The 23,648-nt window shown below is 67.4% G+C and carries 21 protein-coding genes; 6 read left to right on the forward strand and 15 right to left on the reverse strand.

Annotated elements, in window-relative coordinates; all coding sequences use genetic code 11:
- The first annotated feature begins 55 nt into the window (after window positions 1-55).
- Entirely contained in the window at window positions 56-628 is a 573-nt protein-coding gene (locus tag AC1DF4_RS04940; protein WP_476911827.1) for a class I SAM-dependent methyltransferase, read from the forward strand.
- Window positions 629-857: 229 nt separating this feature from the next.
- Here AC1DF4_RS04940 and AC1DF4_RS04945 read toward each other — a convergent pair whose 3' ends face one another.
- Both AC1DF4_RS04945 and AC1DF4_RS04950 read right to left on the reverse strand, forming a co-directional pair.
- Window positions 858-2,060: a fatty acid desaturase family protein gene (locus tag AC1DF4_RS04945; protein ID WP_476911828.1), complete on the reverse strand. Its 1,203-nt coding sequence runs from the start codon at window positions 2,058-2,060 to the stop codon at window positions 858-860.
- 14 nt (window positions 2,061-2,074) lie between these two features.
- Window positions 2,075-3,145, reverse strand: coding sequence for a ferredoxin reductase (locus tag AC1DF4_RS04950; protein ID WP_441406056.1), 1,071 nt, complete (start codon window positions 3,143-3,145; stop codon window positions 2,075-2,077).
- A gap of 100 nt (window positions 3,146-3,245) precedes the next feature.
- On the opposite strand from AC1DF4_RS04950, the gene AC1DF4_RS04955 reads away from it, so the two are divergent.
- Complete coding sequence (locus AC1DF4_RS04955) at window positions 3,246-4,448, forward strand: PucR family transcriptional regulator (protein ID WP_476911829.1); 1,203 nt, start codon at window positions 3,246-3,248, stop codon at window positions 4,446-4,448.
- An 82-nt stretch (window positions 4,449-4,530) separates the two neighbouring features.
- On the opposite strand, the gene AC1DF4_RS04960 is transcribed toward AC1DF4_RS04955, so the two are convergent.
- Window positions 4,531-5,946: a GAF domain-containing serine/threonine-protein kinase gene (locus AC1DF4_RS04960; RefSeq protein WP_476911830.1), complete on the reverse strand. Its 1,416-nt coding sequence runs from the start codon at window positions 5,944-5,946 to the stop codon at window positions 4,531-4,533.
- 182 nt (window positions 5,947-6,128) lie between these two features.
- The gene (locus AC1DF4_RS04965; RefSeq protein WP_476911831.1) at window positions 6,129-7,742 is read right to left on the reverse strand and encodes a peptide chain release factor 3; all 1,614 of its coding nucleotides are present in this window, start codon (window positions 7,740-7,742) and stop codon (window positions 6,129-6,131) included.
- A gap of 438 nt (window positions 7,743-8,180) precedes the next feature.
- Here AC1DF4_RS04965 and disA point away from each other — a divergent pair, with 438 nt between their 5' ends.
- The gene (gene disA, locus AC1DF4_RS04970) at window positions 8,181-9,257 is read left to right on the forward strand and encodes a DNA integrity scanning diadenylate cyclase DisA (RefSeq protein ID WP_441406060.1); all 1,077 of its coding nucleotides are present in this window, start codon (window positions 8,181-8,183) and stop codon (window positions 9,255-9,257) included.
- A 15-nt stretch (window positions 9,258-9,272) separates the two neighbouring features.
- Here disA and AC1DF4_RS04975 read toward each other — a convergent pair whose 3' ends face one another.
- Window positions 9,273-10,034, reverse strand: coding sequence for a hypothetical protein (locus AC1DF4_RS04975; protein WP_476911832.1), 762 nt, complete (start codon window positions 10,032-10,034; stop codon window positions 9,273-9,275).
- Between the two features lie 246 nt (window positions 10,035-10,280).
- Here AC1DF4_RS04975 and AC1DF4_RS04980 point away from each other — a divergent pair, with 246 nt between their 5' ends.
- The 3 genes from AC1DF4_RS04980 to AC1DF4_RS04990 all read left to right on the forward strand — a co-directional run bounded on the left by AC1DF4_RS04980 (window position 10,281) and on the right by AC1DF4_RS04990 (window position 12,414).
- Window positions 10,281-11,117, forward strand: a complete 837-nt coding sequence (locus AC1DF4_RS04980; RefSeq protein ID WP_476912185.1) for an A/G-specific adenine glycosylase — start codon at window positions 10,281-10,283, stop codon at window positions 11,115-11,117.
- A gap of 82 nt (window positions 11,118-11,199) precedes the next feature.
- Window positions 11,200-11,697 carry a hypothetical protein gene (locus AC1DF4_RS04985; protein ID WP_476911833.1) on the forward strand — a complete coding sequence of 166 codons (498 nt, stop codon included), beginning with the start codon at window positions 11,200-11,202 and terminating at the stop codon, window positions 11,695-11,697.
- Window positions 11,698-11,721: 24 nt separating this feature from the next.
- Window positions 11,722-12,414, forward strand: a complete 693-nt coding sequence (locus AC1DF4_RS04990) for a hypothetical protein (RefSeq protein WP_476911834.1) — start codon at window positions 11,722-11,724, stop codon at window positions 12,412-12,414.
- A gap of 10 nt (window positions 12,415-12,424) precedes the next feature.
- Here AC1DF4_RS04990 and dhaM read toward each other — a convergent pair whose 3' ends face one another.
- The 10 genes from dhaM to lysS all read right to left on the reverse strand — a co-directional run bounded on the left by dhaM (window position 12,425) and on the right by lysS (window position 23,630).
- Window positions 12,425-13,099, reverse strand: coding sequence for a dihydroxyacetone kinase phosphoryl donor subunit DhaM (gene dhaM / locus AC1DF4_RS04995; protein ID WP_476911835.1), 675 nt, complete (start codon window positions 13,097-13,099; stop codon window positions 12,425-12,427).
- The gene (gene dhaL / locus AC1DF4_RS05000) at window positions 13,096-13,722 is read right to left on the reverse strand and encodes a dihydroxyacetone kinase subunit DhaL (protein ID WP_441406065.1); all 627 of its coding nucleotides are present in this window, start codon (window positions 13,720-13,722) and stop codon (window positions 13,096-13,098) included. The genes dhaM and dhaL overlap by 4 nt, the downstream gene beginning before the upstream one ends.
- Window positions 13,723-13,724: 2 nt before the next feature.
- Entirely contained in the window at window positions 13,725-14,726 is a 1,002-nt protein-coding gene (gene dhaK / locus AC1DF4_RS05005) for a dihydroxyacetone kinase subunit DhaK (protein WP_476911836.1), read from the reverse strand.
- 145 nt (window positions 14,727-14,871) lie between these two features.
- Window positions 14,872-15,042 (reverse strand): hypothetical protein, encoded by a 171-nt coding sequence (locus AC1DF4_RS05010; RefSeq protein WP_476911837.1) that lies wholly within the window; start codon window positions 15,040-15,042, stop codon window positions 14,872-14,874.
- 240 nt (window positions 15,043-15,282) lie between these two features.
- Window positions 15,283-15,792 carry an amino-acid N-acetyltransferase gene (locus tag AC1DF4_RS05015; RefSeq protein ID WP_476911838.1) on the reverse strand — a complete coding sequence of 170 codons (510 nt, stop codon included), beginning with the start codon at window positions 15,790-15,792 and terminating at the stop codon, window positions 15,283-15,285.
- Between the two features lie 374 nt (window positions 15,793-16,166).
- The gene (locus AC1DF4_RS05020) at window positions 16,167-18,290 is read right to left on the reverse strand and encodes a S9 family peptidase (RefSeq protein ID WP_476911839.1); all 2,124 of its coding nucleotides are present in this window, start codon (window positions 18,288-18,290) and stop codon (window positions 16,167-16,169) included.
- Window positions 18,291-18,465: 175 nt separating this feature from the next.
- Window positions 18,466-20,958 carry an ATP-dependent Clp protease ATP-binding subunit gene (locus AC1DF4_RS05025; RefSeq protein WP_476911840.1) on the reverse strand — a complete coding sequence of 831 codons (2,493 nt, stop codon included), beginning with the start codon at window positions 20,956-20,958 and terminating at the stop codon, window positions 18,466-18,468.
- 484 nt (window positions 20,959-21,442) lie between these two features.
- Window positions 21,443-21,769, reverse strand: coding sequence for a histone-like nucleoid-structuring protein Lsr2 (locus tag AC1DF4_RS05030; protein WP_441406071.1), 327 nt, complete (start codon window positions 21,767-21,769; stop codon window positions 21,443-21,445).
- Between the two features lie 137 nt (window positions 21,770-21,906).
- Entirely contained in the window at window positions 21,907-22,095 is a 189-nt protein-coding gene (locus AC1DF4_RS05035) for a hypothetical protein (protein WP_476911841.1), read from the reverse strand.
- Window positions 22,096-22,097: 2 nt separating this feature from the next.
- Window positions 22,098-23,630 carry a lysine--tRNA ligase gene (gene lysS, locus AC1DF4_RS05040; protein ID WP_476911842.1) on the reverse strand — a complete coding sequence of 511 codons (1,533 nt, stop codon included), beginning with the start codon at window positions 23,628-23,630 and terminating at the stop codon, window positions 22,098-22,100.
- Window positions 23,631-23,648: the final 18 nt, after the last annotated feature.

Below are 23,648 nucleotides of genomic sequence, written 5' to 3' on the forward strand. Positions count from 1 at the left end.
GAGCAGTCCCCGCGAGTCATCATTCGGGAGATCCTATGCGCGGGTTGGCCCGCGGATGGACGCCCGCGGAGCGACGGACCACCGCCGGCGGCTCGTGGCAGCGGCGCACGGCGTCGTCGTCGAAATCGGGGCGGGCTACGGTGCGACGTTTCCGTTCTACCCGGCCGCGGTGACGGGCGTGCTGGCCATCGAACCGGACCCCGTGCTCCGGGAGCTGGCCCGGGCCGCCGCCGGCCGGGCGCGGGTGCCTGTCACCGTGGAAGACGGCGTGGCGGAATCACTGCTGGCGGCGGACGCCTCAGTCGACGTCGTCGTCTCCAGCCTGGTGCTGTGCAGTGTGGCGGACCAGTCCGTCGTCCTGGCGGAAATGGCCCGGGTCCTGCGGCCGGGCGGCCTGCTGCTGTTCTATGAACACGTCCGCTCGGCCCACCCTGTGTTGGCGGCCGCCGAGGATCTGGTCACCCCTTTATGGAGCCGGATGGCAGGCGGATGCCACCCCAACCGCGACACCCCGGCCGCGATCGCCGGGGCCGGCTTCACGGTGCAGGACCTGGAGCGGTTCGGCTTTTCGGTCCTCCCCGGCAACCCGCGGCTGGCCCACGTTCTGGGACTGGCCAGCAAACCCTGAGCGCCGCCCGTCTATGTGACGCCTCCGCGCGACGTTCCCGCCCGGTTACTTCGGCTCACCGGCGTGCTGCGGCCCGGATTTCCGGGGGTTTCCGCTGCCGGAGGGCCCGCCCACGGCCGGTAACTGGGCTGGAGCGTCGGCTAACAGGCACGACTCCACGCGCAAGGGGCGCCTGCCGCGATGGCAGACGCCCCTTGCGTCAATCATTCAAACCTCGTGGGCCCGGTGCTTAGGCCTTCTTGGGCGGCAATGCCAGCTTGAAGACCTTGGCCCAGGTGGAGCCGACCTGCTTCCAGATGGGTCCGGTGGTGTAGGGCAGGCCGTAACGCCGGCAGATCTCCTGCACCTTCGGCGCCACCTCGGCGTAGCGGTTGGACGGAATGTCCGGGAAGAGGTGGTGCTCGATCTGGTGCGAGAGGTTGCCGGTCATCAGGTGCATGAACTTGGAGCCGGAGATGTTGGCGGAGCCGATCATCTGCCGGACGTACCAGTCACCGCGGGTCTCGCCTTCGACCATTTCCTCGGTGAAGGTGTCCGTGCCCTCGGGGAAGTGTCCGCAGAAGATCACCGCGTGGGCCCACACGTTGCGGACCGCGTTGGCCGTCAGGGTGCCGTAGAGCGCCTGCTTGCCGGAGCCGGTCAGCATGGCGACGGCGGGAGTGGCGGCGTAGTCCTTGGTGAACTGGGTGAGGGCCTTGCGGCCGAGGGCCTTGAGGTCCTTGGTGAGGGCTTCCTTGGACTTGTTGCCCTCCTTGTAGTCGTTCAGCTCGAGATCGTAGATCGCGATGCCCCATTCGAAGACCGGGGCCAGCAGGGCGTTGTAGAGCGGGTTGCCCAGGTTGAACGGCTTCCATTCCTGGTCCGCGTCCATCCGCAGGAGGTTGTATCCGACGTCGTTGTCCTTGCCGACGACGTTGGTCCAGCGGTGGTGCAGATCGTTATGGGTGTGCTGCCAGGAGCGTGCCGGGGTCACGAAGTCCCACTCCCACGTGGTGGAGTGGATGTCCGGGTCCCGCATCCAGTCCCACTGGCCGTGCAGGATGTTGTGGCCAAGCTCCATGTTCTCCAGGATCTTCGCCAGGCTGAGCAGCGTGGTCCCGGCAACCCAGGCAGCCTTGTGCTTGCTGACCAGAAGCGTGGCGCGGCCGGAAATCTCCAGGCCGCGCTGGATCTTGATCATGCGGCGGATGTAGGCGGCGTCAGACGCTCCGCGCTTGGCAAGGATGTCGTCCTTGATGGCGTCGAGTTCGCGGCCCAACTCGGCGACCTGTTCGTCGGAGAGGTGCGCTGCAGCGGGCGGCCGGACTGTGGGGCTGCCGGTCTCGGCCAAGGCGCCGCGCCGCGTCTTCACGGCAGCAGGCGTCTTGGCAGAGTCGTCAGCGCCCTGGGGAGCGTCCCCGGAAAGGTCGGGCTTGTCGGAAACAATCGTCATGCGGTGGGTACTCCTCAGAGGTCGAGGTTAACGGGTCCGGCGGCTGCCGAAACACACGTCTGGATTAGTTGGCCGGGCTCGCCATGGACTTCGTCCGTGCGCAGGTCACGGACCTGGCCGGCCCGGAGGGGGATAAGGCAGCTGTGGCAGATGCCCATGCGGCAGCCGCTGGGCATCAGGACGCCGGCGTCCTCGCCGACGTCGAGCAGCGGGGTGTCGCCGTCGGCTTCGACTTCGCGGTCCGACGCCTCGAACGTGACCAGACCGCCGTCATGCCCTTCGCCGCCGGCGAGCTTGGTGCTGAAGCGCTCGATGGTGAGGGTGGCGTCCGAAGGTTCGGCGGTGGCGGTCTCCGCCTCCCAGAGCGCCTCGGCGTCGTCCAGGAAACTTTCGGGGCCGCACGCATAGGCGGCGCGCTGGCGCCAGTCCGGGCAGAGCTGCTCGAGTCCGGCCATGGAGCTGAAGTCGAGCCGGCCGCGTTCGCCGGTGAACCAGTGGATGACACGGAAGTTGGGGAACTGGTCCGCCAGTTCGGCCAGTTCCTCGCGGAAGATGGCGTCCGCCGGGGTCCGGGCGGTGTGGATGAGGACGACGTCGGAGTCCGGGCGGTGCGGCACGAGGGTCCGGATCATGGACATGACCGGAGTGATGCCGCTGCCGGCCGTGAGCATCAGCAGGGGCCGCGGGTGTTCGGGGAGGACGAAGTCGCCCTGCGGCGGCGCCAGGAAGAGCACGTCGCCGGGCTTGGTGTTGCGCACGAGGGTCCCGGAGACGGCACCCATGTCGCTGACAGTGATGGCCGGGTCTTTGCCGGCGGGGGCGCTAAGCGAGTACGACCGCCAGTGGCGGACGCCGTCGAGCTCGACGCCAATACGGGCCCACTGGCCGGCAAGGTGCGCTTGCCAGCCGCGGCCGGGACGGAAGAAAATGGTGGCGGAATCGGCCGTTTCTGGAACCACCCGCGTGACCACGCCGCGCAATTGGCGGGCAGAAAACACAGGGTTGAACAGCGACAGAATGTCTTCTGGAGCTAGTGGGGTGGTCAGTAGAGATGCGGCGCGCGCCAGCTTACGGAGCCGGATCATTTATCAATCTTATGTCAGACGGGGTCATACTTCTTCACCCAAGGCATACGATCGACCAGAAGAAACTATCGCCCCACAACAACATACTGGAATCAGCCTCATGAATACTTCCCCCACCGGCACCCCCGGCTCCCCCGCCTACGACCCCCCGTGGCTGGCCCTGCCGCGCGAGGTCAGCGACGTGCTCCGGCCGATGATGCCGGGCATCGTCGAGGCCATCATCGACGCCGTGCCGCAACTCGTGCCGGCCTACGCCCGGCCGATCGAGGGCCGCTTCGGGCGCGGGCTCCGCCGCGGCGTGGCGGCCGCCCTGGACCGCTTCCTGCAGCTGCCGGGGACCAGGCTGCCCGCCCTCTCAGAGGAGAGCAGGCAACTCGTGGCGGGGCTGGGGAGCGGCGAGTTCCGGCAGGGCCGGAGCATGGACGCGCTGCTGAGCGCCTACCGGATGGGGGCCCGCGTGACCTTCCGCGAGATGTCCCGGGTGTCCGTGGAGCACCACCTCGGCCAGACCGTGGTGGTGGATCTGGGCGAATCGATCCTGGCCTACATCGACGAGCTGTCCGCGGTCAGCGCCGAGGCGTACGCCTTCGAACAGTCCGAGCGGGCCGGCGCGGTGGACCGCCGGCGCACCGAACTGCTGGACCTGCTGCTGCTGGGGCAGGCCGATGAGGCGGCCCTGCGCCAGACAGCTGCGATGGCGGACTGGTCACTGCCGCAGCGGATGGTGGTGGTGACCCTGCCGGTGGACCGGTCCGCGGGGCTGCGGCTCCGGCTGGGGCCGGGAACGCTGGTCATCGAACGGGAGACCGACGCCGTCGCCCTGGTTCCGGCGAGGAAGTCCAAGTCCGCGCGGGCGGACCTGGAGAAGGCGCTGCGGGGCCGCGGCGCAGCCGTCGGCCCGGCGGGCGGGTGGGAGAAGGTTCCCGATTCCCTGCGCCTGGCAGTGCTCGCAGCCTCGGTCCTGCCACCGCGCGACGGCCCGGAGGACCCGCCGATCTGGGCCGACGAGCACCTGGCCGAGGTGATCCTCGGCGCGGAACCCTCCGCCATCGCCGAACTGGCCAACCGCCGCCTGGCACCGCTGGAAGGGCTCCGTCCGGCCCAGCGCGAGCGGCTCGCGGAGACGCTGCTGTCCTGGCTGCGGCACTGGGGCCAGCGCGCCCCGGTGGCGGCAGAGCTCGGCATCCACCCGCAGACCGTGGGCTACCGGGCGGCGCAGCTGCGTGAGCTGTTCGGTGACACCCTGGAGGATCCGAAGGCACGGTTCGAACTGGAGCTGGCGCTGCACGCTGGTAAGCGTTGAACAGCGCAGGCGTTGAACAGCGTAAGCGTTAAGCGGCGGCTAGCGGGACGGCGGCCGTCGGCGAGTCCGCCGTCGGGTCCGTCTAGCTGAGGATCGCTTCCCGGCTATGAAGCCGCTGCTCCAGGTCGTGCATGACGATCGCGGCCAGATCCTCCAGCGCCCGGACGTCGTCGGCGCTGAACTCCCGCGGCTCCCGGTCCAGGATGCAGAAGGTGCCGAGGTTGTAGCCGTCCGGCGTGCGCAGCGGGACGCCGGCGTAGAACTGCAGCCCGAACTCGCCTGCCACCAGCGGATTCGCGAGCGTGCGGGGATCCCTCACGGCATCTTCAACAACCCAGGCGTCATCCTGCAGGATTGCTGAGGCGCACAGCCCCGGGTCGCGGCCGATCTCCGTGACCTCGGTGCCGTGGTGGGCCTTGAACCAGATCCGGTCATGATCAACGACGCTGACGATCGCCACCGGCACGGAGAACATGCGTGCCGCGAGTCCCGCTATCCGGTCAAAGGTGCCGTCCGCGGGGGTGTCGAGGATCCGGTAGCGTTCCACCGCGCGCATCCGGCCCTCCTCGTCGGTCGCGCCGGGGGCTGCTTCCAGGCGGTGGCGTGCCGCGCTGTTGATGACTTCCTGGCGCAGGGCCAGCGACACCTCCCGGGCCTGCGGGCGCTCTGCCGGGTTCCGGGCGAGCATGGAGGACAGCAGCGCAACCCACAGGGGGGCGAGCTCCTCGGGGATCTGCGGATCGTGCAGCAGCCGTGCGACGGCGGATTGGATGGGCGCGCCGGGGTACGCCATCTTCCCGGTCAGCCCTTCGAGCAGCACAAGTCCGAGCGAATACACGTCGCTGGGCGGCCCGACCGTTTCGCCGGCCGCCTGCTCAGGGCTGAGGTAGGCGGGTGTGCCGGAGGTTCCGCCTTCATCCGGCGCCGGGCCGTTGCGGGTAACGACGGCGACGCCGAAATCGGTGAGCTTGGCCCGCGGGCGCCGGTCATCGTTGCTGTAGTCCACGAGCAGGATGTTCGCGGGTTTGATGTCCCTGTGCACTATGCCGTGGTGGTGGATGTACGAAAGCCCGTCCGCCAGGTCATAGCCGATGTGGGCCATGTGCACTGCCGAGAGCGGACCCTGGGCGCCGCGGTGGCGCAGGTCCTGCCCGCGCACAAGTTCCATCACCAGGTAGGTGAGCGGGCCGGTCTGGTCGCTGAGGTCTGCCCCTGCATCGAAGAGCGTCACGAGTGCGTGGTGGCTCATGCCGGCCAGGATGCGGATTTCCTCGGCCTGCTGGCGGGTTTTTTCAAGATCGTCAGCGTCGTTGCGGAAGAGCTTGACCGCAACGTCGCGCTGGAGAAGTTCGTCGTAGGCCCGGAACACGGTGGATTGGCTTCCCCGGCCAATCAGATCCGCGATCCTGTACCGGCCGCTAAGCAAGTAGCCGGGTTCCATGCGCTGCTTCGGTGAAACCGGGGTGGCACGCGCCGGTTGTGAAATGAGCTCTGTCAAGGAGTGTTCGTTATCCCTTAAAGCGGGGTCCGCCGATGGCGCCGGGCGGATCAGTCCAATACCGGCATTCGTTGAGATCCGGCGCCCGCATAATTAGCAAGGTTACTTATAGTACCGCGGTTTCCTGATTCAGGAAGACCCTCGGGCTACCCAATGTCTCCGCCCGTGGCGGGCGGCGGCCGCTACTTGGCGGGGTTGTGCGTGCCGATCGGCAGCAGGGTCAGGTCCGGGTGGTTCTTCTCGATCCGGCGCAGGGCCCACACGTCGTTGAACAGGGCGAGGTATTCGCCGTCGGAGCGCAGCAGCACCTCGGCGCCGGGCACGGTGGCGAGCGCCGCCATGGCGTCCACCGTCGAAATCCGGGCAATCGAATACGGCAGGCGTTCCAGCCGCATCGGCGCGCTGAAATCGTGCGCCATGCGGTCCTCCACCACCTCGAACTGCATCGGGCCGACGGCGGCCAGCACCGGCGCCTGATCGCCGCGGATGTCCGAGCGCAGCACCTGGATGACTCCCTCGTGTTCCAGCTGCTCGATGCCGCGGCGGAACTGCTTGAAGCGGCTGGGGTCCTTGGAGCGCGCCACCTGGAAGTGCTCCGGGGCGAACAGCGGGATGGCGGGGAACTCCACCGGCTGCTCAAGGAAAAGGCTGTCGCCCACCCGCAGCGAGGAGGCGTTCACCAGGCCCACGACATCGCCGGGGAAGGCTTCGTCGATAACCTCGCGTTCACGGCCGAAGACCTGCTGGGCATATTTGGTGGCGAAGGACTTGCCGGTCCGGCCCTGGGTCACCACCATGCCGCGTTCGAAGATGCCGGAGCAGACCCGGATGAAAGCGACGTGGTCGCGGTGTGCCTTGTTCATGCCGGCCTGGACCTTGAAGACGAAGCCGGCGAAGGGCGCGTCGACAGGCCGTGCGGCGCCGTCGACGTCGGGCCGCGGGGCGGCCGGCGGGGCGAAGTCCACGAGGGCGTCGAGGATCTCCTTGACGCCGAAGTTCAGGGCCGCGGAGCTGAAGAGGATCGGGGTGGCCTTGCCGGCGTGGAAGGCGTCGATGTCGAACTCGAGGTTGGATTCGATGACCAGCCCTGCCTCATCGACGGCGTTGGACCAGTCATCGCCCTGGCTCGCCGCTGCCTCGTCCGGGGTGAAGTATTCGGTGAGGGCGATGTTGGCGCCGGCGTTGTTGCGCTTGAACTGGGCGAAGCGGTCGTTGCGAAGGTCCCAGACACCGCGGAAGTCACCGGAGATGCCCACGGCCCAGGTCAGCGGCATGGGCTGCAGGCCGGTGCGCTCGGTAATCTCGTCCATGAGGGCGAGGGCATCCAGGCCCGGCCGGTCCCATTTGTTGATCACGGTGATGATGGGCAGGTTCCGCTGCTTGCAGACCTCGAAGAGCTTCATGGTCTGGGTTTCCAGGCCCTTGGCGGCGTCCACGAGCATCACGGCGCAGTCAACGGCGGCGAGCACCCGGTAGGTGTCCTCGGAGAAGTCCGCGTGGCCGGGGGTGTCCAGCAGGTTGATGACGGTGTCCCGGTAGGCGAACTGCAGGGCCGCGGAGCTGATGGAGATGCCGCGGTCCTTTTCCATCTGCATCCAGTCCGAGACCGTTTCCTTGCGGTTGGCCTTGCCGCTGGAGGCGCCGGCGGTGCCGATCACCTTCGCGTGCAGCGCGAGCGCCTCGGTCAGCGTGGACTTGCCGGCGTCGGGGTGTGAAATGACCGCGAAAGTCCGACGCCGGGCCGCCTGCTTGTGAATCTCCTGGACTCGTGCGGGGCTAAGGACTTCTTGAGACACGGTGCTACTTTCGCTGCGGCTTTGAATGGTTGCGGTCCCGGGCCTGCGGGAATCCGGCTTGCCCGGCGGGAGCGCGGGCTGTCCGGGAGTTCTGCGGAACTGCTGGCTGTAGGTGGGGAGCGGCGCCGGGCCGACGGTGCACCCCAAGGCTCCAAGTTTATCGCAGCCCGTGCCGCCGCCGCGAAGTGGCCCCGGCAAGGGAGCATCGGGGGTCAAAAGTGCGGTCCGGGGACGGGGTCCGGACGAGCGTTCCGGAGGCGTTCCGGCGGACATCTTTTTGGACCACTTTGGGGCTTGTCCGTGCGGAAGTTGGCCCGCATTACCTCTACTATGGTGAGAGCGGGGAACCGAGTACTTTTGATCCTGCCGGCAACATTGGAAAACAATGGAACCCGGCGCACCTGCGGACCGAGGTCCGCACCTTTGAAGGGAATATCTATGGCTCGGAGCCCTGAAGATTCACTCAAGGCGACGCTGGGCCGAGTGGCACCGGGCACCGCCCTCCGTGACGGCCTCGAACGCATCCTCCGCGGACGGACCGGCGCCCTGATCGTGCTGGGCATCGACAGGACCATCGAATCCATCTGTTCCGGCGGCTTCGACATCGGCATCGACTTCTCCCCCACCCGTCTGCGGGAACTGGCCAAAATGGACGGCGCCATCATCTGTGACAAGGATGCCAGCAACATCCTGCGCGCGGCCGTCCAGCTGGTGCCCGACTCCAGCATCGAGACCCAGGAATCCGGCACCCGGCACCGGACCGCCGAGCGCGTGGCCATCCAGACGGGCGTCCCGGTGATCTCGGTCAGCCAGTCCATGCAGATCATCGCCCTCTACGTGAACGGGCTCCGCCACGTCTTGGAGGGCTCGGAGAAGGTCCTGGCCCGCGCCAACCAGGCCCTGGCGACTCTGGAACGCTACCGCTCGCGTCTGGACCAGGTGACCAGTTCCCTCTCGGCACTGGAAATCGAGGCCATGGTGACGGTCCGCGACGTTGCCGTGACCCTGCAGCGCCAGGAGATGGTCCGCCGGATCTCCGAGGAGATCTCCCAGTACGTCCTGGAACTCGGCGAGGACGGCCGGCTGCTCTCACTCCAGCTGGACGAGCTGACCGTGGGCCGCGGCCCCGGCAGCGACGTGATCATCCGCGATTACTCGGGCCCGGACGCTTCCGCCGAGGACATCGACCTCGCTGTGAAGTCGCTCGTGAACCTGGGGCCCACCGAGCTGATCGATCTGGGCAAGATCGCCGGGATCGTGGGCTTCGCCGGCGGCGAGGCCAACCTCGACGCCGTCGTACAGCCGCGCGGCTACCGGCTGCTGTCCGGACTGAAGGCTGTGCCGAAGGCCGTCGCCGACCGCTTGGTGGACCACTTCGGCGGCCTGCAGTTCCTGATGGCGGCCACGATTGATGACCTCATGACGGTGGACGGCATCGGCGACCAGCGCGCCCGGACGGTCCGCGAGGGTCTGAGCCGGATGGCCGAGGCCAGCCTGCTGGACCGCTTCCTCTGATTCCCGACGCGGGGGTTAGTTGAGCTGGAACACGGCCTTGGGGCTGGTCTTGCCCGCCAGCCGTGCGGTGAAGACGTAGTACGCGCCGCCCGCCCCCGGTTTGGCCTCGATGACCTTGCAGCCCTCGAGCGAGCGTTTGCGCTCCCAGAGGAAGTTCGCCGTCTCACTTTGCCCCGGCGCGATGGTCTTCACGAGGTCGGTGGCGTCCGCCTGGCAGTCAGTGGATGAAAAGATCCGGTCCGAACCGCTGGTCACGAGGAATTCCATCTGCGAAGTTCCGATGTTGACTTCGCACGGCACCCGGTTGTTGTTCGTCACCTTGAGCGTAAGCAACGGGTTCTCGCCGTCCGCGTAGGCCTGCTTGTCCGTGGCGGCCGTGACGGTCACCAGATTCTGCTCGCAGCCGTCCCCCTCCGGAGTAGCAGCAGGTGAGGGCGTGCTCTCCGGCCCGGCGGCCGGTCCCGTTTCCTGGCCCGACGGCGCCGCTCCTCCACCGGAGGAAGACTGCCCGCCGGAGGAAGACTGCCCGGCGTTGAGGACGCTGGAGACGGCGGCGAACCCGCCGATGGCGACGGCGATCACCAGCAGCAGGGCGGCGCCCACGAACAGCCGGCGGCGGCGGTAGACGGGGCTGACAGGCTTCCGGCCCGGCTTCCGCGTCGGGTTGCGGACTGGTCCCTGAGCCGGTTTCCGGGCAGGCTTGCGCGCCGCGGTTGCTCCGCCGCCGGAAGCCCTCGGCCGGGAACCCTGCGGTCCTGAATTGTCTTGCCTGCCCATCCTTCTAGGCTAGAGAACCGCGCCGGGTATGGCGCCCTCCCACGCCGCGGGCGGACTGTGGCCCTCATCTATTACGCTGAATCCATCAAAGCTCTTGCCGATTCCCCCGCTGCCCCTGCTGCCGCCCGCCCGGAAGATACTCCCGGGGGCCTCCCGCTGCCCGCCATTCACGACGCCCTCGCCGAATGGTTCGAGTCGAACGCCCGTGACCTGCCGTGGCGGGCTGCTGGCTGCACCCCCTGGGGCGTGCTGGTCAGCGAAATCATGCTGCAGCAGACCCCGGTGGTGCGCGTGCTGCCGGTCTGGGAGGAATGGCTGCGGCGCTGGCCGGAACCTGCCGACCTGGCCCGGGAGCCTGCCGGCGAAGCGGTCCGGGCCTGGGGACGGCTGGGATATCCGCGGCGCGCGCTGCGTCTGCACGCGGCCGCCGTTGCCATCGGCGACAACCACGGCGGCAAAGTCCCCGGCGCGTACCCGGACCTGCTGGAGCTGCCCGGCGTGGGGAGCTACACAGCGGCGGCCGTCGCCGCCTTTGCCTTCGGGCGCCGCGAAACCGTGGTGGACACCAATATCCGCCGCGTCCATGCGCGGCTGTTTTCCGGCACGGCCCTGCCGTCACAGGCACTGACCGCCGCTGAGATGCGGCTCGCCGCGCAGTCGCTGCCGGACGACGTCGGCTCCTCCGTCCGCTGGAACGCCTCCGTCATGGAACTCGGGGCGCTGGTGTGCACGGCGCGGTCGCCGAAGTGCCGGGAATGCCCGGTCAGCGGCTCTTGCGCCTGGCTGGCGGCCGGTGAGCCGCCGCCGACGTACACGCCGAAGGGGCAGTCGTGGCACGGGACCGACCGCCAGGTCCGGGGAGCCGTAATGGCAGTACTCCGTGTGGCCGATTCGCCCGTGGCACCGGAGTTGTTCCACCGGGCCCCGGCGGACCTTGGTTTCGAACCGGAAGGGATCGGAATTCCGCTGGCCGCCCTGCACCGGCTCAACTCCGCCCCGGAGCAGCTGGAGCGCGCCTTGGCCGGGCTCCTGGGCGACGGCCTGGCAGAGCTGCATCCTTCCGGCTTCCAGCTTCCCGCCTGATCCCGGTTCGCCTGGTCCCGCCCCACCGGGCCGGTCGCACGGCGCCCCTAGCTGGACGGACGTCCCGGAACTACCCTGAATCATGCGCACGTTCGTGGCAGTGGCGGGTCTGGGTTGCGCGGCGCTCCTGGTCACCGGGTGCCAGCCCGGGACGGCGTGCCCGGCGATCGGCCAGGCTCCGGTGGTTGCCCTGACCGTGGCGCGGGAGTACGCCGGGTCGGTCGAGACACTCCGGCTCAAAGCTTGCCAGGACGGCCGCTGCGCGGAGGCGGAACTCGAACTCCGCACTGGCAGCACCCCGGTCGATCAGGGCTGTGAGCCCGGACCCTACGACGGCGACCGGCCCTGTTCCGCAACCGCCTCCCCCGACGGCACCCTGGTGGGAATGCTCCTGCTCGATCCGCTGACGGATTCCCCCATCGAGGCAACTTCCAGCGGCACTGGCTCCGACGGCCTGCCGCTGCCTGTGCGCACGGTGACGTTCACACCGCGCGTCGCCTACCCCTACGGCGAGCAGTGCGGCCGGTTCATTTCAGCCGGAGTGCTACTGGACGCGGAAGGCCTCCGGCAGGCCGGCTAACCCGTGCGGTGAAAGGAGTACAACGTGAGCTCGTCAAACATCAGCCACTGGATCCGGGCGGGGCTATGGGCGCTGCCGGTCTCGGCGCTCGTCACCGCCTGGGCCACGCTGGAGCCGCAGCCGGACCAGGAGAAGGACCCGGATGCCTGGGCCCGGTTCGTCGGTTCCGACTCGTACCAGGTCAGCCATATCTTCGGCGGCACGGCCGGCACCATCCTCGCGATCTTTGGTGTCTTCGCCCTCGGCTGCTGCCTGGCGAACAGCCGGGTCGGGCGCCTGGCGCTGGCCGCGATGGTCACCGCCGTCGCGGGTACGGCGTTGCTGCTGGTGCCGGCCGCAATTTCGACCTTTGCCACGCCGGCCATCGGCAGGGCCTACCTGGCCGGAAACCACGACGTGATGCAGCTGGAGTTCCCTTGGTCCATGACAGGGGCGTTCCTGCTTGGCCTCTTGCTTGCATTCCTCGGCAACGTGCTGCTGGGGGTCGCGGTGTGGCGGTCCCACGTGCTGCCCCGCTGGGCCGGGGTGCTCTGGGTGGCCGGGGCCGTCATGTTCTATGTCCTGGGGGTAGTTCTGGGCCAGGCGACGACGGGCAGCAGCCTGCCGACGCAGACGGCAGGGGCGTTGCTTATGGCAGTCGGCGGCGGGTGGATCGCGTGGAGGGGATCCCGGGACGCCGCGCCGGCGCCGGATCTGACCGCGGCCGGTACGGCGTGAGGTCCGGTCGCTAGGGTTCCCCGAACCCCGCTGTGATCAGTCCGCGCAGATAGTCCACGGCTCTGGCGGCATCGGGGCCGCTGGCTTCAACGTGCAGCACCGTCCCTTTCGCCGCCCCGAGCATCATGAGCTCCGTCATTGACGCGCCGTCGGCGCCGTTGATGGTCACCTCGGCGTCCAGGCCGGACAGCCCGCCGGAGATCTTCGCCGCGGGACGGGCGTGCATGCCGGCTTTGTTGACCAGTTCAAAGTCCCCTGTTGCCTCCGGGGCCCGGTGCTCGTGGGGGTGCTGCGGGGCGGCCGGCGGCCGGTAGACCGCCTCCGCGGCTTCTTTCACGCCGGCGGCGTCTGCTCCGGCCTGTGCTGCCACGGCGGCGGCGACGAGCCCCTCGACGAGGGGCGCATCGGCCAGGAGCACGGACGCAGGATCCGCCACGAATTCCAGCGCGGACTCGGCTGTCATCACCGCCGAACCCAGATCCGTCACGACGACCGTGCCGTCGCTGTTGGCGTCTGCTGCCTGTTCGAGCGCCGCCATGACCCGCTCGAGGCTGGTGCCGATCCGGCCGTCGTCGGTACCGCCGGCGGGAAGGATCAGGACGTCGGGCGCCATCTGGGCGGCAAGCTCGACGGCGCCGTCGGCGATCTTTTCGCTGTGGGAGACGACGACGAGCTTGACCGTCATTCGGCTGCCCCGACGGCGGCGCGCAGGATCAGGGCGCTGGAGACGGCGCCCGGATCCCGGTGGCCAATGGAGCGCTCCCCCAGGTAGCTGGCGCGTCCCTTGCGGGCGAGCATCGGGTCGGTGGATACGGCCCCGGCCTCGGCTGCCTCCGCGGCGGCCAGCAGGACCCTGCGCACGTCGCTGTCCCCGGCGGCGGCAGCGGCGGCGTCGACCGCCGGGGTCCAGGCGTCGACCATCGTCTTGTCGCCTGATTCGGCCTTTCCGCGGGCCACGATCCCGTCCCTGGCGGCCTGGAAGGCAGCGGCGAGGGTGCCGGCGTCGATGTCGGCCGCCTCGCCCAGTGCCGTGGCTGCCCGGAGGAAGGCCGTGCCGTACAGCGGGCCGGCGGCCCCGCCGACCTTGGACATCAAGGTCATCGCGGTCAGCTTCAGGGCCGCCCCTGCCGTTTCCGGGGGCGTCTCGGCAATCTTGACCATCACCGCTTTGAAGCCGCGGTCCATGTTCTCGCCGTGGTCAGAATCGCCGATCGGCCTGTCCAGTTCGATGAGTTCTTCCCGGTGGTCCGCCATGGCCTGGGCTGAAAGGGTCAGCCACCGCACAGCCCAGGTGACGTCCAGCCCCACGGTCAAACGCCCCAGCGGAGGGCCGGGGTGTGGACGGGCGCGTCCCAGAGCGCCGTCATCTCGTCATCGAGGCGCAGGACGGTTATGGAGCAGCCCTGCATTTCGAGGGAGGTGATGTAGTTCCCGACCAGCGAGCGCGCCACGGTAACGCCCTGCTCTGACAGTTGCTGCGCGGCACGGCGGTAAACAATGTAGAGCTCACTCTGCGGGGTGCCGCCCATTCCGTTGACGAACAGGAGGACGTTGTCCCCGGAGGTGAGCCCGAGGTCGCTGACCACCGGCTCCAGAAGGCGGTCGGTGATCCCGTCGGCGTTCTCCATCGCGATGCGGTGCCGGCCGGGTTCACCGTGGATGCCGATCCCGATCTCGATTTCGTTTTCCTCCAACACGAAGCTTGGTGCCCCCGCATGCGGGACGGTGCAGGCGGTCAGCGCGACCCCCATGCTGCGGACGTTCTGGTTGACCCGGTCCCCGACGGCGGCGACGGCGTCAAGGTTGTCTCCGCGCTCGGCGGCGGCACCGGCGATCTTTTCGACCAGGACGGTCCCGCCCACCCCGCGCCGTCCGGCGGTGTACAGCGAGTCTTCCACCGCGACGTCGTCGTTGACCAGCACGGTGCGGATGTCCACACCTTCCGCCTGGGCCAGCTCGGCAGCCGTCTCAAAGTTGAGGACGTCGCCCGTGTAGTTCTTCACGATGTGCACGACGCCGGCGCCCGAGTTGACGGCAAGGGTGGCCGGGAGGATCTGGTCGGGTGTGGGTGAGGTGAAAACAGCGCCCGGCACCGCGGCGTCGAGCATTCCCATCCCGACGTAGCCGCCGTGCAGGGGCTCGTGCCCGCTGCCGCCGCCGGAGACAAGTCCGACTTTTCCTGCCACCGGCGCGTCTTTGCGCACGATGTACTTGGGGTCCGCAAAGACGGTCACGAGGTCGGCATGGGCAAGCCCGAAGCCCTCCACTGACTCGTCAACCACGGCGCGGGGATCATTGATGAGCTTCTTCATGGCTGTGCTCCCTGGATGGTGTCCTGGCTGCTTGCTTGAACCCTACTACCGGGGCCCATGCGAGCGGTAGGCTCCGGTTTCACAACCTTCTACGCTGAACCGGGGTTCTTTCGGACGGCAGCCCGCCCCGGGATCCGCGGGTGCATCAGGTTGGTTTGTCCGCCCACAACGGGAAGTTCGGCCAGGCGTCGCTGCCAAGCCAGGAGAAGGGCGGCGCATTGAGCCGCCCGCCGTTAATCTCCGGCGCCGGGTGTTCGTCGTCCCCGGCGCCCGGATCCTCGGCGCGCCCCGGTGAGGCCGCGTCCGCGATAGTCATTTGGAATGCGGAGAAATCTGGAAAAATCACGCGATCGTGCAATTTCTTGCCTCCGAAACTCGGGAAGTCCACCCCCTGGACCGGATCAGTTTATCCATCAAATTTATTGATGGGAAGACCATGTACCGCGCCGGCAGCGGCACCTTTTCGGCCCGCCCTGGAGCTGCTGCAGTAGTTTTAACGGCGCTCTTTTTGCGGTGCTTTTTGCTGTTTTTGGGGGGGGTGATCAGCGGCGCGGGCCTACAACACCTTGATCATTCTTGTGTTGCCCAACGTATTGGGCTTCACCCGGGCCAGGTCCAGGAACTCGGCAACACCCTCATCATGGGAGCGCAGCAGTTCCGAGTACACCACGGGGTCGACGGCGGTCTGGTCGGCCATGACTTCGAAGCCGTGCTTCTTGAAGAAGTCCACCTCGAAGGTCAGGCAGAACACGCGGGAGACGCCAAGAGCCCGGGCGTCTTCCAGCAGGCGCTCCACGAGCAGATGGCCCACGCCTTTGCCCCGCCAGGCATCCGATGCCGCGAGCGTGCGCACCTCGGCGAGGTCCTCCCACATAACGTGCAGCGCCCCGCAGCCGATCACTTCACCGTCAGAGGACTCGGCGATCCGGAACTCCTGCAGGCTTTCGTAATAGGCCACTGTTTCCTTGGCCATGAGGATCCGCTGATCGGCCAGGGGGGCCACGAGCGTCTTGATCGCCCCGACATCGCTGGTGCGGGCAAGGCGGATGCGGATTGGCTCAGTCACAGCCCAATCCTACTGGGGGTGTTTGCATGACTCTTTGCTGGGTCTGTCAGCGCCTCACCTTCGCGGCGAACGGAGGACTCAAGGGTGGCAACTAGCTCGGGAAATAGCGCTTATGAGTTAAGTGTTCCTAATCCAAGAAAGTGTCGCGCGGGAGGCGGGGCTATCTGAATTGATTTTTGGATCGGTGACTGACGCGCTAGGCGGAGGAGGCTGGGACATTTATGTAGCGTGCGTCTAAGCGAGTGCCCCGCCGTCGGGTTCCCTGGCCGAGCTTGCGAGGTCAGGGGACGGCGGGGTGTACGAGCGAGCACGCGGTAAATGTCCCAGCCTCCGAGCCGGAGGCGAGGAGGCGCTGGACCCGGGCCGGGCTTGGCCTAGAGACCCAGCTCAGCAGGCACCGGCAGGTCCTTGTCGAGCAGGTTCCTGGCGAGGAAGTGCTCCACTACGCCGTACCAGACCTTGGCGTGCTGCGGTTGCAGGATCCAGTGGTTTTCGTCCGGGAAATAGAGGAAGCGGTGTTCGGTTTCGCCGTTTTCGTCGGCCGCCAGCTGGGACTTGGAGAGGAGCTCGTACCAGAGGCGCAGGCCCTCGCCGATCGGGACGCGGTAGTCCTTGTCGCCGTGGATGACGAGCATGGGGGTGCTGATGTTCTCCACGTGCAGGTGCGGGGAGTTCTCCAGCGCCATCTCGGCCGTCATTTCACGGAGCCAGTATTGTGCGGCGTCCGTGGTGGGGCCGAACTGGTCCAGAGCCCAGAGGCTGGCGTGGGTGACGATTGCCTTGAAGCGGTCGGTGTGGCCGGCCACCCAGTTGGCCATGTAGCCGCCGAAGGAACCGCCCATGGCCGCCGTGCGGGTCTCGTCGATGTCCGGCCGCTGCACGACGGCGTCGGTGATGGCCATCAGGTCGGTGAACGGAGCCTTCCCCCATTCGCCCCAGCCACGCTGGATGTGGTGCTGGCCGTAGCCGGTGGAGAGTGCCGGGTCCGGCAGCAGCACGGCGTAGCCCCGGGCCACCAGCAGCCAGGGATTCCAGCGCCAGGTCCAGGCGTTCCAGGAGCCCAGCGGGCCGCCGTGGATCCAGAGCAGCAGGGGCGCAGGGCTTCCGGCGGTGGCGCCTTCGGGGAGCGCCAGGTACGCCGGCACGCGGGTTCCGTCGGCCGCCGTCGTCTCGACGCGTTCCAGGGAACCCTTGTACTGCGGGCGCTCTGCGGGGGCAGGGAGACGGACGACGTCGCCGCTGCTGAGGTCGATCCGCACCGCTTCCGCCGGGAATTCATAGGAGCTGCGCAGCGCGTAGGCGGCGCGCCCGCCGGGGGCGACCACGACGTCGGTGTACGCGGCCGTATCGGCGGTCAGCCGGGTGACCTGGCCGGCTCCCCCGTCTCCGGTCACGCTGATCCGGAAGACGGGCGAGGCGCCGTCGTCGTCTGCGGTGGCGAGCAGGGCCGAGCCGTCCGGCAGCCAGGCGGCCGGGCGTGCCCAGCGGTCCCAGTCGTGGGCCAGCGGCCTCAGGGCGGTTTCGGCCGCGGGCGCGCCGCCGGTCACGTCGAGCAGGTGCAGTTTGACCTGCGGGGCCGCTTCCGGCGTGGTGTCGCTCTCACTGAGCACCACGAGCGTCCGGTTGTCGGGGCTGACCGGCCCGGGGAAGTAGCTCATTCCCTCGGTATCCAGCAGGACCTTGCGGGTGCCGGTGGCGACGTCGATCGCGACGAGGATTGACCGTGAATTCGCGAGGGCAAGCGGCTTGTTGAAGCTGCTGTAGATGGTCTTGCCGTCCGGGCTGACGACGGAATCGGCGTCGCGGAGTCCGCTCCCGGCGTCGGGAGTCAGGTTGCGGAGCTTGAGCGGCGCCGCGGCGTCAACCGTTGCCGGTTTGCCCGGCTCCTGTTCCTCGCCCGGTTCGACGGCGAACAGCCTCGGCTGGGCGGGCCCCAGGTCGGCGTCCCAGTAGCGCACGGGATAGCCGCTGTGCAGGATGGCGGCGACCTTGTTGTCCTTCCGCGCCTTGCGGCGCTCCTCGTCGCCGTCCTCGTCCGTGGACCCCGCCAGCACGGAGGCGTTGACGAACAGGGCGCCGGTGTCTTTCGCGGCCAGGAGTCCGCTGACTCCACCGGCACGGGTGAGCACGACGCGGGCCTCGCCGCCGTCCGCGGGCAGCATCCACAGGGCGTTCACGGGATCGGCCTCGGGGGTTTCCGGGTCGGGGCGGGCGGAGCTGAAGTACAGGTCACCGCCGGCGGCGAACACTGCGCCAGCCTCGCCCTTGGCGCTGCGGGTGATCCGGCGGGCCTGTTTCTGCCCTTCCGGGTCCAGTTCCCAGAGTGCGGTGCCGTATTCGGTGCCTTTGGCGTTCAGGGTGGCCACCGTGGTGACCAGCCTGCTGCCGTCGGGGCTCAGCGCCAGGCCGCTTACCTTCGGGATGGCGAGGTAGTGGTCCAGGTCGTGGAACGGTGTTTCGGGTTTTTCGCTCAGGGTCTCTGAATCGTTGGAAGCCATGCACCGATTCAACACCCCCTGTGCGCTGGATCACATCAAGTTCACTAAGAGTGAAACGGTACTTTCAGATTGGGCGGCGGCATGGCAATGTCGCCGGTGTCGAGCTGGAGGCGGCGGCATAACGCAAAGGCCCCGCCACTCCCTTGCGGGAATGACGGGGCCTTTGGTTTAGTGCTTAGACGCTCGGAGCGATCTCCGGGATGCGCGGCTTCGTGTTGCCGGCGAAGGTGAACTTGGCGTCGTCGCCTTCGCCGTCCACATCCACTACAACAATGTCGCCGGCGTGGATTTCGCCGAAGAGGATCTTCTCGGAGAGCTGGTCCTCGATCTCGCGCTGGATGGTCCGGCGCAGCGGCCGGGCACCCATGGCGGGGTCGTAACCGCGGGTTGCCAGGAGCACCTTGGCCGCGGGCGTGAGCTCGATGCCCATGTCCTTGTCCTTGAGGCGCTTCTCCAGGCGGCCAACGAACATATCCACGATCTCGATGATCTCGTCCTGGGTCAGCTGCGGGAAGACCACAACGTCGTCAACACGGTTCAGGAACTCGGGGCGGAAGTGCTGCTTGAGCTCCTCCGTGACGCGGGCCCGCATCCGGTTGTAGCCGGTCTGCGTGTCGGTGCCCGACTGGAAGCCGGTGGCAACGCTCTTGGAGATGTCCCGGGTGCCGAGGTTGGTGGTCATGATGATCACGGTGTTCTTGAAGTCCACGACGCGGCCCTGGGAGTCGGTCAGGCGGCCGTCTTCCAGGATCTGCAGCAGCGAGTTGAAGAGGTCGGCGTGCGCCTTCTCCACTTCGTCGAACAGGACCACGGAGAACGGACGACGGCGGACCTTTTCGGTCAGCTGTCCGCCTTCCTCGTAACCCACGTAGCCCGGAGGGGCACCGAAGAGACGTGACACCGTGTGCTTCTCCGAGTACTCGGACATGTCCAGGGTGATCAGGGCATCTTCCTCGCCGAAGAGGAATTCGGCCAGAGCCTTGGCGAGCTCGGTCTTGCCGACACCGGTGGGGCCGGCGAAGATGAACGAACCGCCCGGACGCTTGGGGTCCTTCAGGCCTGCACGGGTCCGCCGGATCGCCTGGGACAGGGACCGGATGGCCTCGTCCTGGCCGACGACGCGCTTGTGCAGCTCGTCTTCCATCTTCAGCAGTCGCGAGGACTCTTCCTCGGTCAGCTTGAAGACCGGGATGCCGGTGGAGTTCGCCAGCACCTCGGCGATGAGGTCCTCATCAACTTCGGAGATGTCGTCCATGCCGCCGGTCTTCCACTGGCGTTCCTTCTCGGCACGCTCGGCAATGAGCTTCTGCTCCTTGTCGCGCAGCGAGGCGGCGCCTTCGAAGTCCTGCGCGTCAATCGCGGATTCCTTCTCCAGCTTCATGGCGGCGATCTTCTCGTCCATGATCTTGAGTTCCGGCGGGGCGGTCATCCGGCGGATGCGCAGCCGTGCGCCGGCCTCATCGATCAGGTCAATCGCCTTGTCCGGCAGGAACCGGTCCGAGATGTAGCGCTCGGACAGGCTCGCCGCGGAGGCGAGGGCGCCGTCGGTGATGGTGACGCGGTGGTGCGCCTCGTACCGGTCACGGAGGCCCTTGAGGATCTCGATCGCGTGAGCGACAGAGGGCTCCTTGACCTGGATCGGCTGGAAACGGCGCTCCAGCGCGGCATCCTTCTCGATGTGCTTGCGGTACTCGTCCAGCGTGGTGGCACCGATGGTCTGGAGCTCGCCGCGGGCCAGCATGGGCTTCAGGATCGAGGCCGCGTCGATGGCGCCTTCGGCGGCACCGGCACCCACGAGGGTGTGGATTTCATCGATGAACAGGATGATGTCGCCGCGGGTGCGGATCTCCTTGAGGACCTTCTTGAGGCGCTCTTCGAAGTCGCCGCGGTAGCGGGAACCGGCCACGAGGGACCCGAGGTCCAGCGTGTAGAGCTGCTTGTCCTTGATGGTTTCCGGAACGTCGCCGCGGACAATCGCCTGGGCGAGGCCCTCGACGACGGCGGTCTTGCCGACGCCGGGCTCACCGATCAGGACAGGGTTGTTCTTGGTGCGGCGGGAAAGGACCTGCATGACGCGTTCCATTTCCGATTCGCGCCCGATGACCGGGTCCAGCTTGTTCTCGCGGGCGGCCTGGGTCAGGTTGCGGCCGAACTGGTCCAGGACGACGGAACCGGCGGGAGTGCCTTCGGCCTGCCCTGGGCCAACGCCGGCACCGGTGGTTTCCTTGCCCTGGTAGCCCGAGAGCAGCTGGATGACCTGCTGCCGGACGCGGTTGAGGTCCGCACCGAGCTTGACCAGCACCTGGGCGGCAACGCCTTCGCCCTCGCGGATGAGGCCGAGCAGGATGTGCTCGGTGCCGATGTAGTTGTGTCCCAGTTGGAGGGCCTCGCGGAGCGAGAGTTCCAGGACCTTTTTGGCGCGCGGGGTGAAGGGGATGTGTCCGGATGGGGCCTGCTGGCCCTGTCCGATGATCTCCTGTACCTGCTCGCGGACGCCGTCGAGCGAAATGCTCAAGGACTCAAGGGCTTTGGCAGCAACACCTTCACCTTCATGGATCAGACCCAAGAGGATGTGTTCGGTACCAATGTAATTGTGGTTCAGCATGCGTGCCTCTTCTTGGGCAAGCACAACTACGCGACGGGCACGGTCCGTAAATCGCTCAAACATTTCGCCACACTCCTAGCTACGACGTACTTTGATGCTACGTGGCCGGGTTCAAGATTTGGGGCTTGTTCGCCACAGGGGAAACCCGGACGCCGAAGCGGCGTCACACGGGGGTGTGAACGCGGGCCGGCGGTGGCCCTGCGACAGTGTGGCCGCGCGGGCCGGCGGTGGACCTGCGACAGCGTGGGCGGGCGGTCCGGCGTCGGAAGCGGGTGGAGCGGCCGGGCCGGCTGCAGATTCGATTCCGGGCCTGGTGCGCTCCTGCCCAGTTACTTCCGCCGACACCCCGGACCGGCCGGCGCGTCCCCGGGTGTTGGCCTCTTTCTGGGCCGGTAACCGGGCTGGAACGCACGGCGACCCGGAACTGCCGGCGACGCTTCCGGCCACTGCGGGCACACATGACAATGCCCCCACCCGAAGGCGGGGGCCAGTCATTGGTATTGCGGCCCGACGCTCCGTCCACGACGCAGCGTTCTCGGCTCGGCTGCTAGGAATTTGCCTTTTGGTAGGCTTCCTGAATTTCAGCCTGAATACGGCCGCGGCTGTTTACCGCATAGCCGTTATCGCGGGCCCACTGCCGGATCTGGGCCGAGTCCTGATTGCGGCCGGATGCAATCTTGGTTCGCGTTGCGCGGCCACTTGAGGTCTTGCGCGCGTGGTTTACAAACCGCTCAACTGCCGAGCGGAGTTCTGCAGCATTGCCCGCCGACAGGTCGATTTCGTAACTGACGCCGTCAAGGCCGAACCGGACGGTCTCGTCCGCGGATCCCCCATCCAGATCATCGACAAGGATGATTTTCACTTTCTGTGCCATTAAAGACTCTCTTTCCAAAAGGATGAGTATTTAGGAAAAGCAGGATGTATCTGGTTAAAAGTATCCTCTGCTTTATGGCAGCGAGTCAAAGCGAAAAAACGCTTCCAAAGGAAAACCCAAGGCGGAATAGTCTGCTATTAGTTCGGGCCGCTGGAATGGCCGTCGTTGCGGAGGGTATCCGCCCCGGAGACATTTCCATCGGCCTCCGCCTGGGCACGGGCCTCGGCCTGGCGCTCCGATTTGTCGGCATTGAAAATCGATTTCATGGCGAACCAGAAGATCAGCCCGACCACCACGGAGGGAAGCAATACGGCAACGTACTCCATGGTCAGTGTCCTTCGGGCTTCAGCAGCGGGAACAGAATTGTTTCGCGGATTCCGGCGCCGGTGAAGAGCATGACCAGCCGGTCGATGCCCAGGCCGATTCCGCCCATCGGCGGGGCTCCGTACTCGAGGGCACGGAGGAAGTCGTCGTCCAGCTGCATGGCCTCTACGTCGCCGGCGGCGGAGCGGCGGGACTGCTCGGTGAGCCGTTCGCGCTGGATTACCGGGTCAATCAGTTCGGAGAACGCGGTGCCGCGCTCCATGCCGCCGATGATGAGGTCCCACGCTTCGATCAGCCGGTCATCCTCGCGGTGCTGGCGGGCCAGCGGCTGGGCGGACGGCGGGTAATCGTAGACGAAGGTCGGGTTCAGCAACGTCGGTTCGACGAGCTCGCCGAAGAGTTCCACGACGAGCTTCTCGGCGTCCCAGTTGGTGTCCACCTTCACCTCGTGCTTGGCGGCCAGTGCCAGCAGCTCGGCGACGGGGGTTTCCGGGGTGACGTCCTGCCCCACGAAGTCGGACAGTCCCGGGTAGACCGCCATCCATGCCCAGTCGCCGTCGAGGTTGATCTCCCCGGCCTCGGTCTGCAGGACGCGGCCCACGCCGGCGGCGTCAGCGGCGTCGAGGATGAGTTCCTTGATCCGGTCCGCCATAACGAACTGGTCGGCCCAGGCCTCATAGCTTTCGAGGGTGGTGAATTCGGGGCTGTGCGTGGAGTCCACGCCCTCATTGCGGAAGACGCGGCCCATGTCGTAGACGCGGTCGATTCCGCCGACGACGGTGCGCTTGAGATACAGCTCGGTGGCGATCCGCAGGGTCATCTTCTGGTCGAAAGCGTTCATGTGCGTCTCGAAGGGACGGGCCGTGGCGCCGCCGTGCACCAGCTGCAGCATAGGGGTTTCCACCTCGACGTAGCCCTGGCGGTGCAGGGTTTCGCGGATGGAACGCGTGATCGCGGCCCGGGTGTAGACCATCTCGCGGGCCTCGTCGCGGACAATCAGGTCCACGTAGCGCTGGCGGACGCGGGTTTCCTCGTTGAGCTCCGCGTGCAGCACGGGCAGCGGCCGCAGGGCCTTGGACGCCATGGACCAGGACTCGGCCATGACGGAGAGCTCGCCGCGCCGCGAGGAGATGACCTCGCCCTTGATGAAGACGTGGTCGCCCAGGTCCACGAGGGCCTTCCAGTCGGCGAGCGCTTCCTCGCCGATGTTGGCCAGGCTCAGCATGACCTGCAGCCGGACGGCCTTGCCGTCAACCCCGCCCTCCTGGAGCGTGGCGAAGCAGAGCTTGCCGGTGTTGCGGACGAAGACGATGCGGCCGGTCACCCCGACGACGTCGCCGGTGGTTTCGTCAGCCTGGAGGTGCGCGTACTTTTCGCGGACGTCGTTCAGTGAATGCGTGCGTTCGACACCTACCGGATACGCCTCGATGCCGCGCTCGATCAGCTTGGCGCGCTTCTCCATGCGGATGCGCGTCTGTTCGCTGGCGTCGTGGGAATCGGCGGCGGTGTTCGGGGCGGAGGTGTTTTGGGAAGTCACAATCCCCAAGTTTACCGG

The sequence above is a fragment of the Arthrobacter sp. 05N429 genome (genome assembly GCF_056397045.1).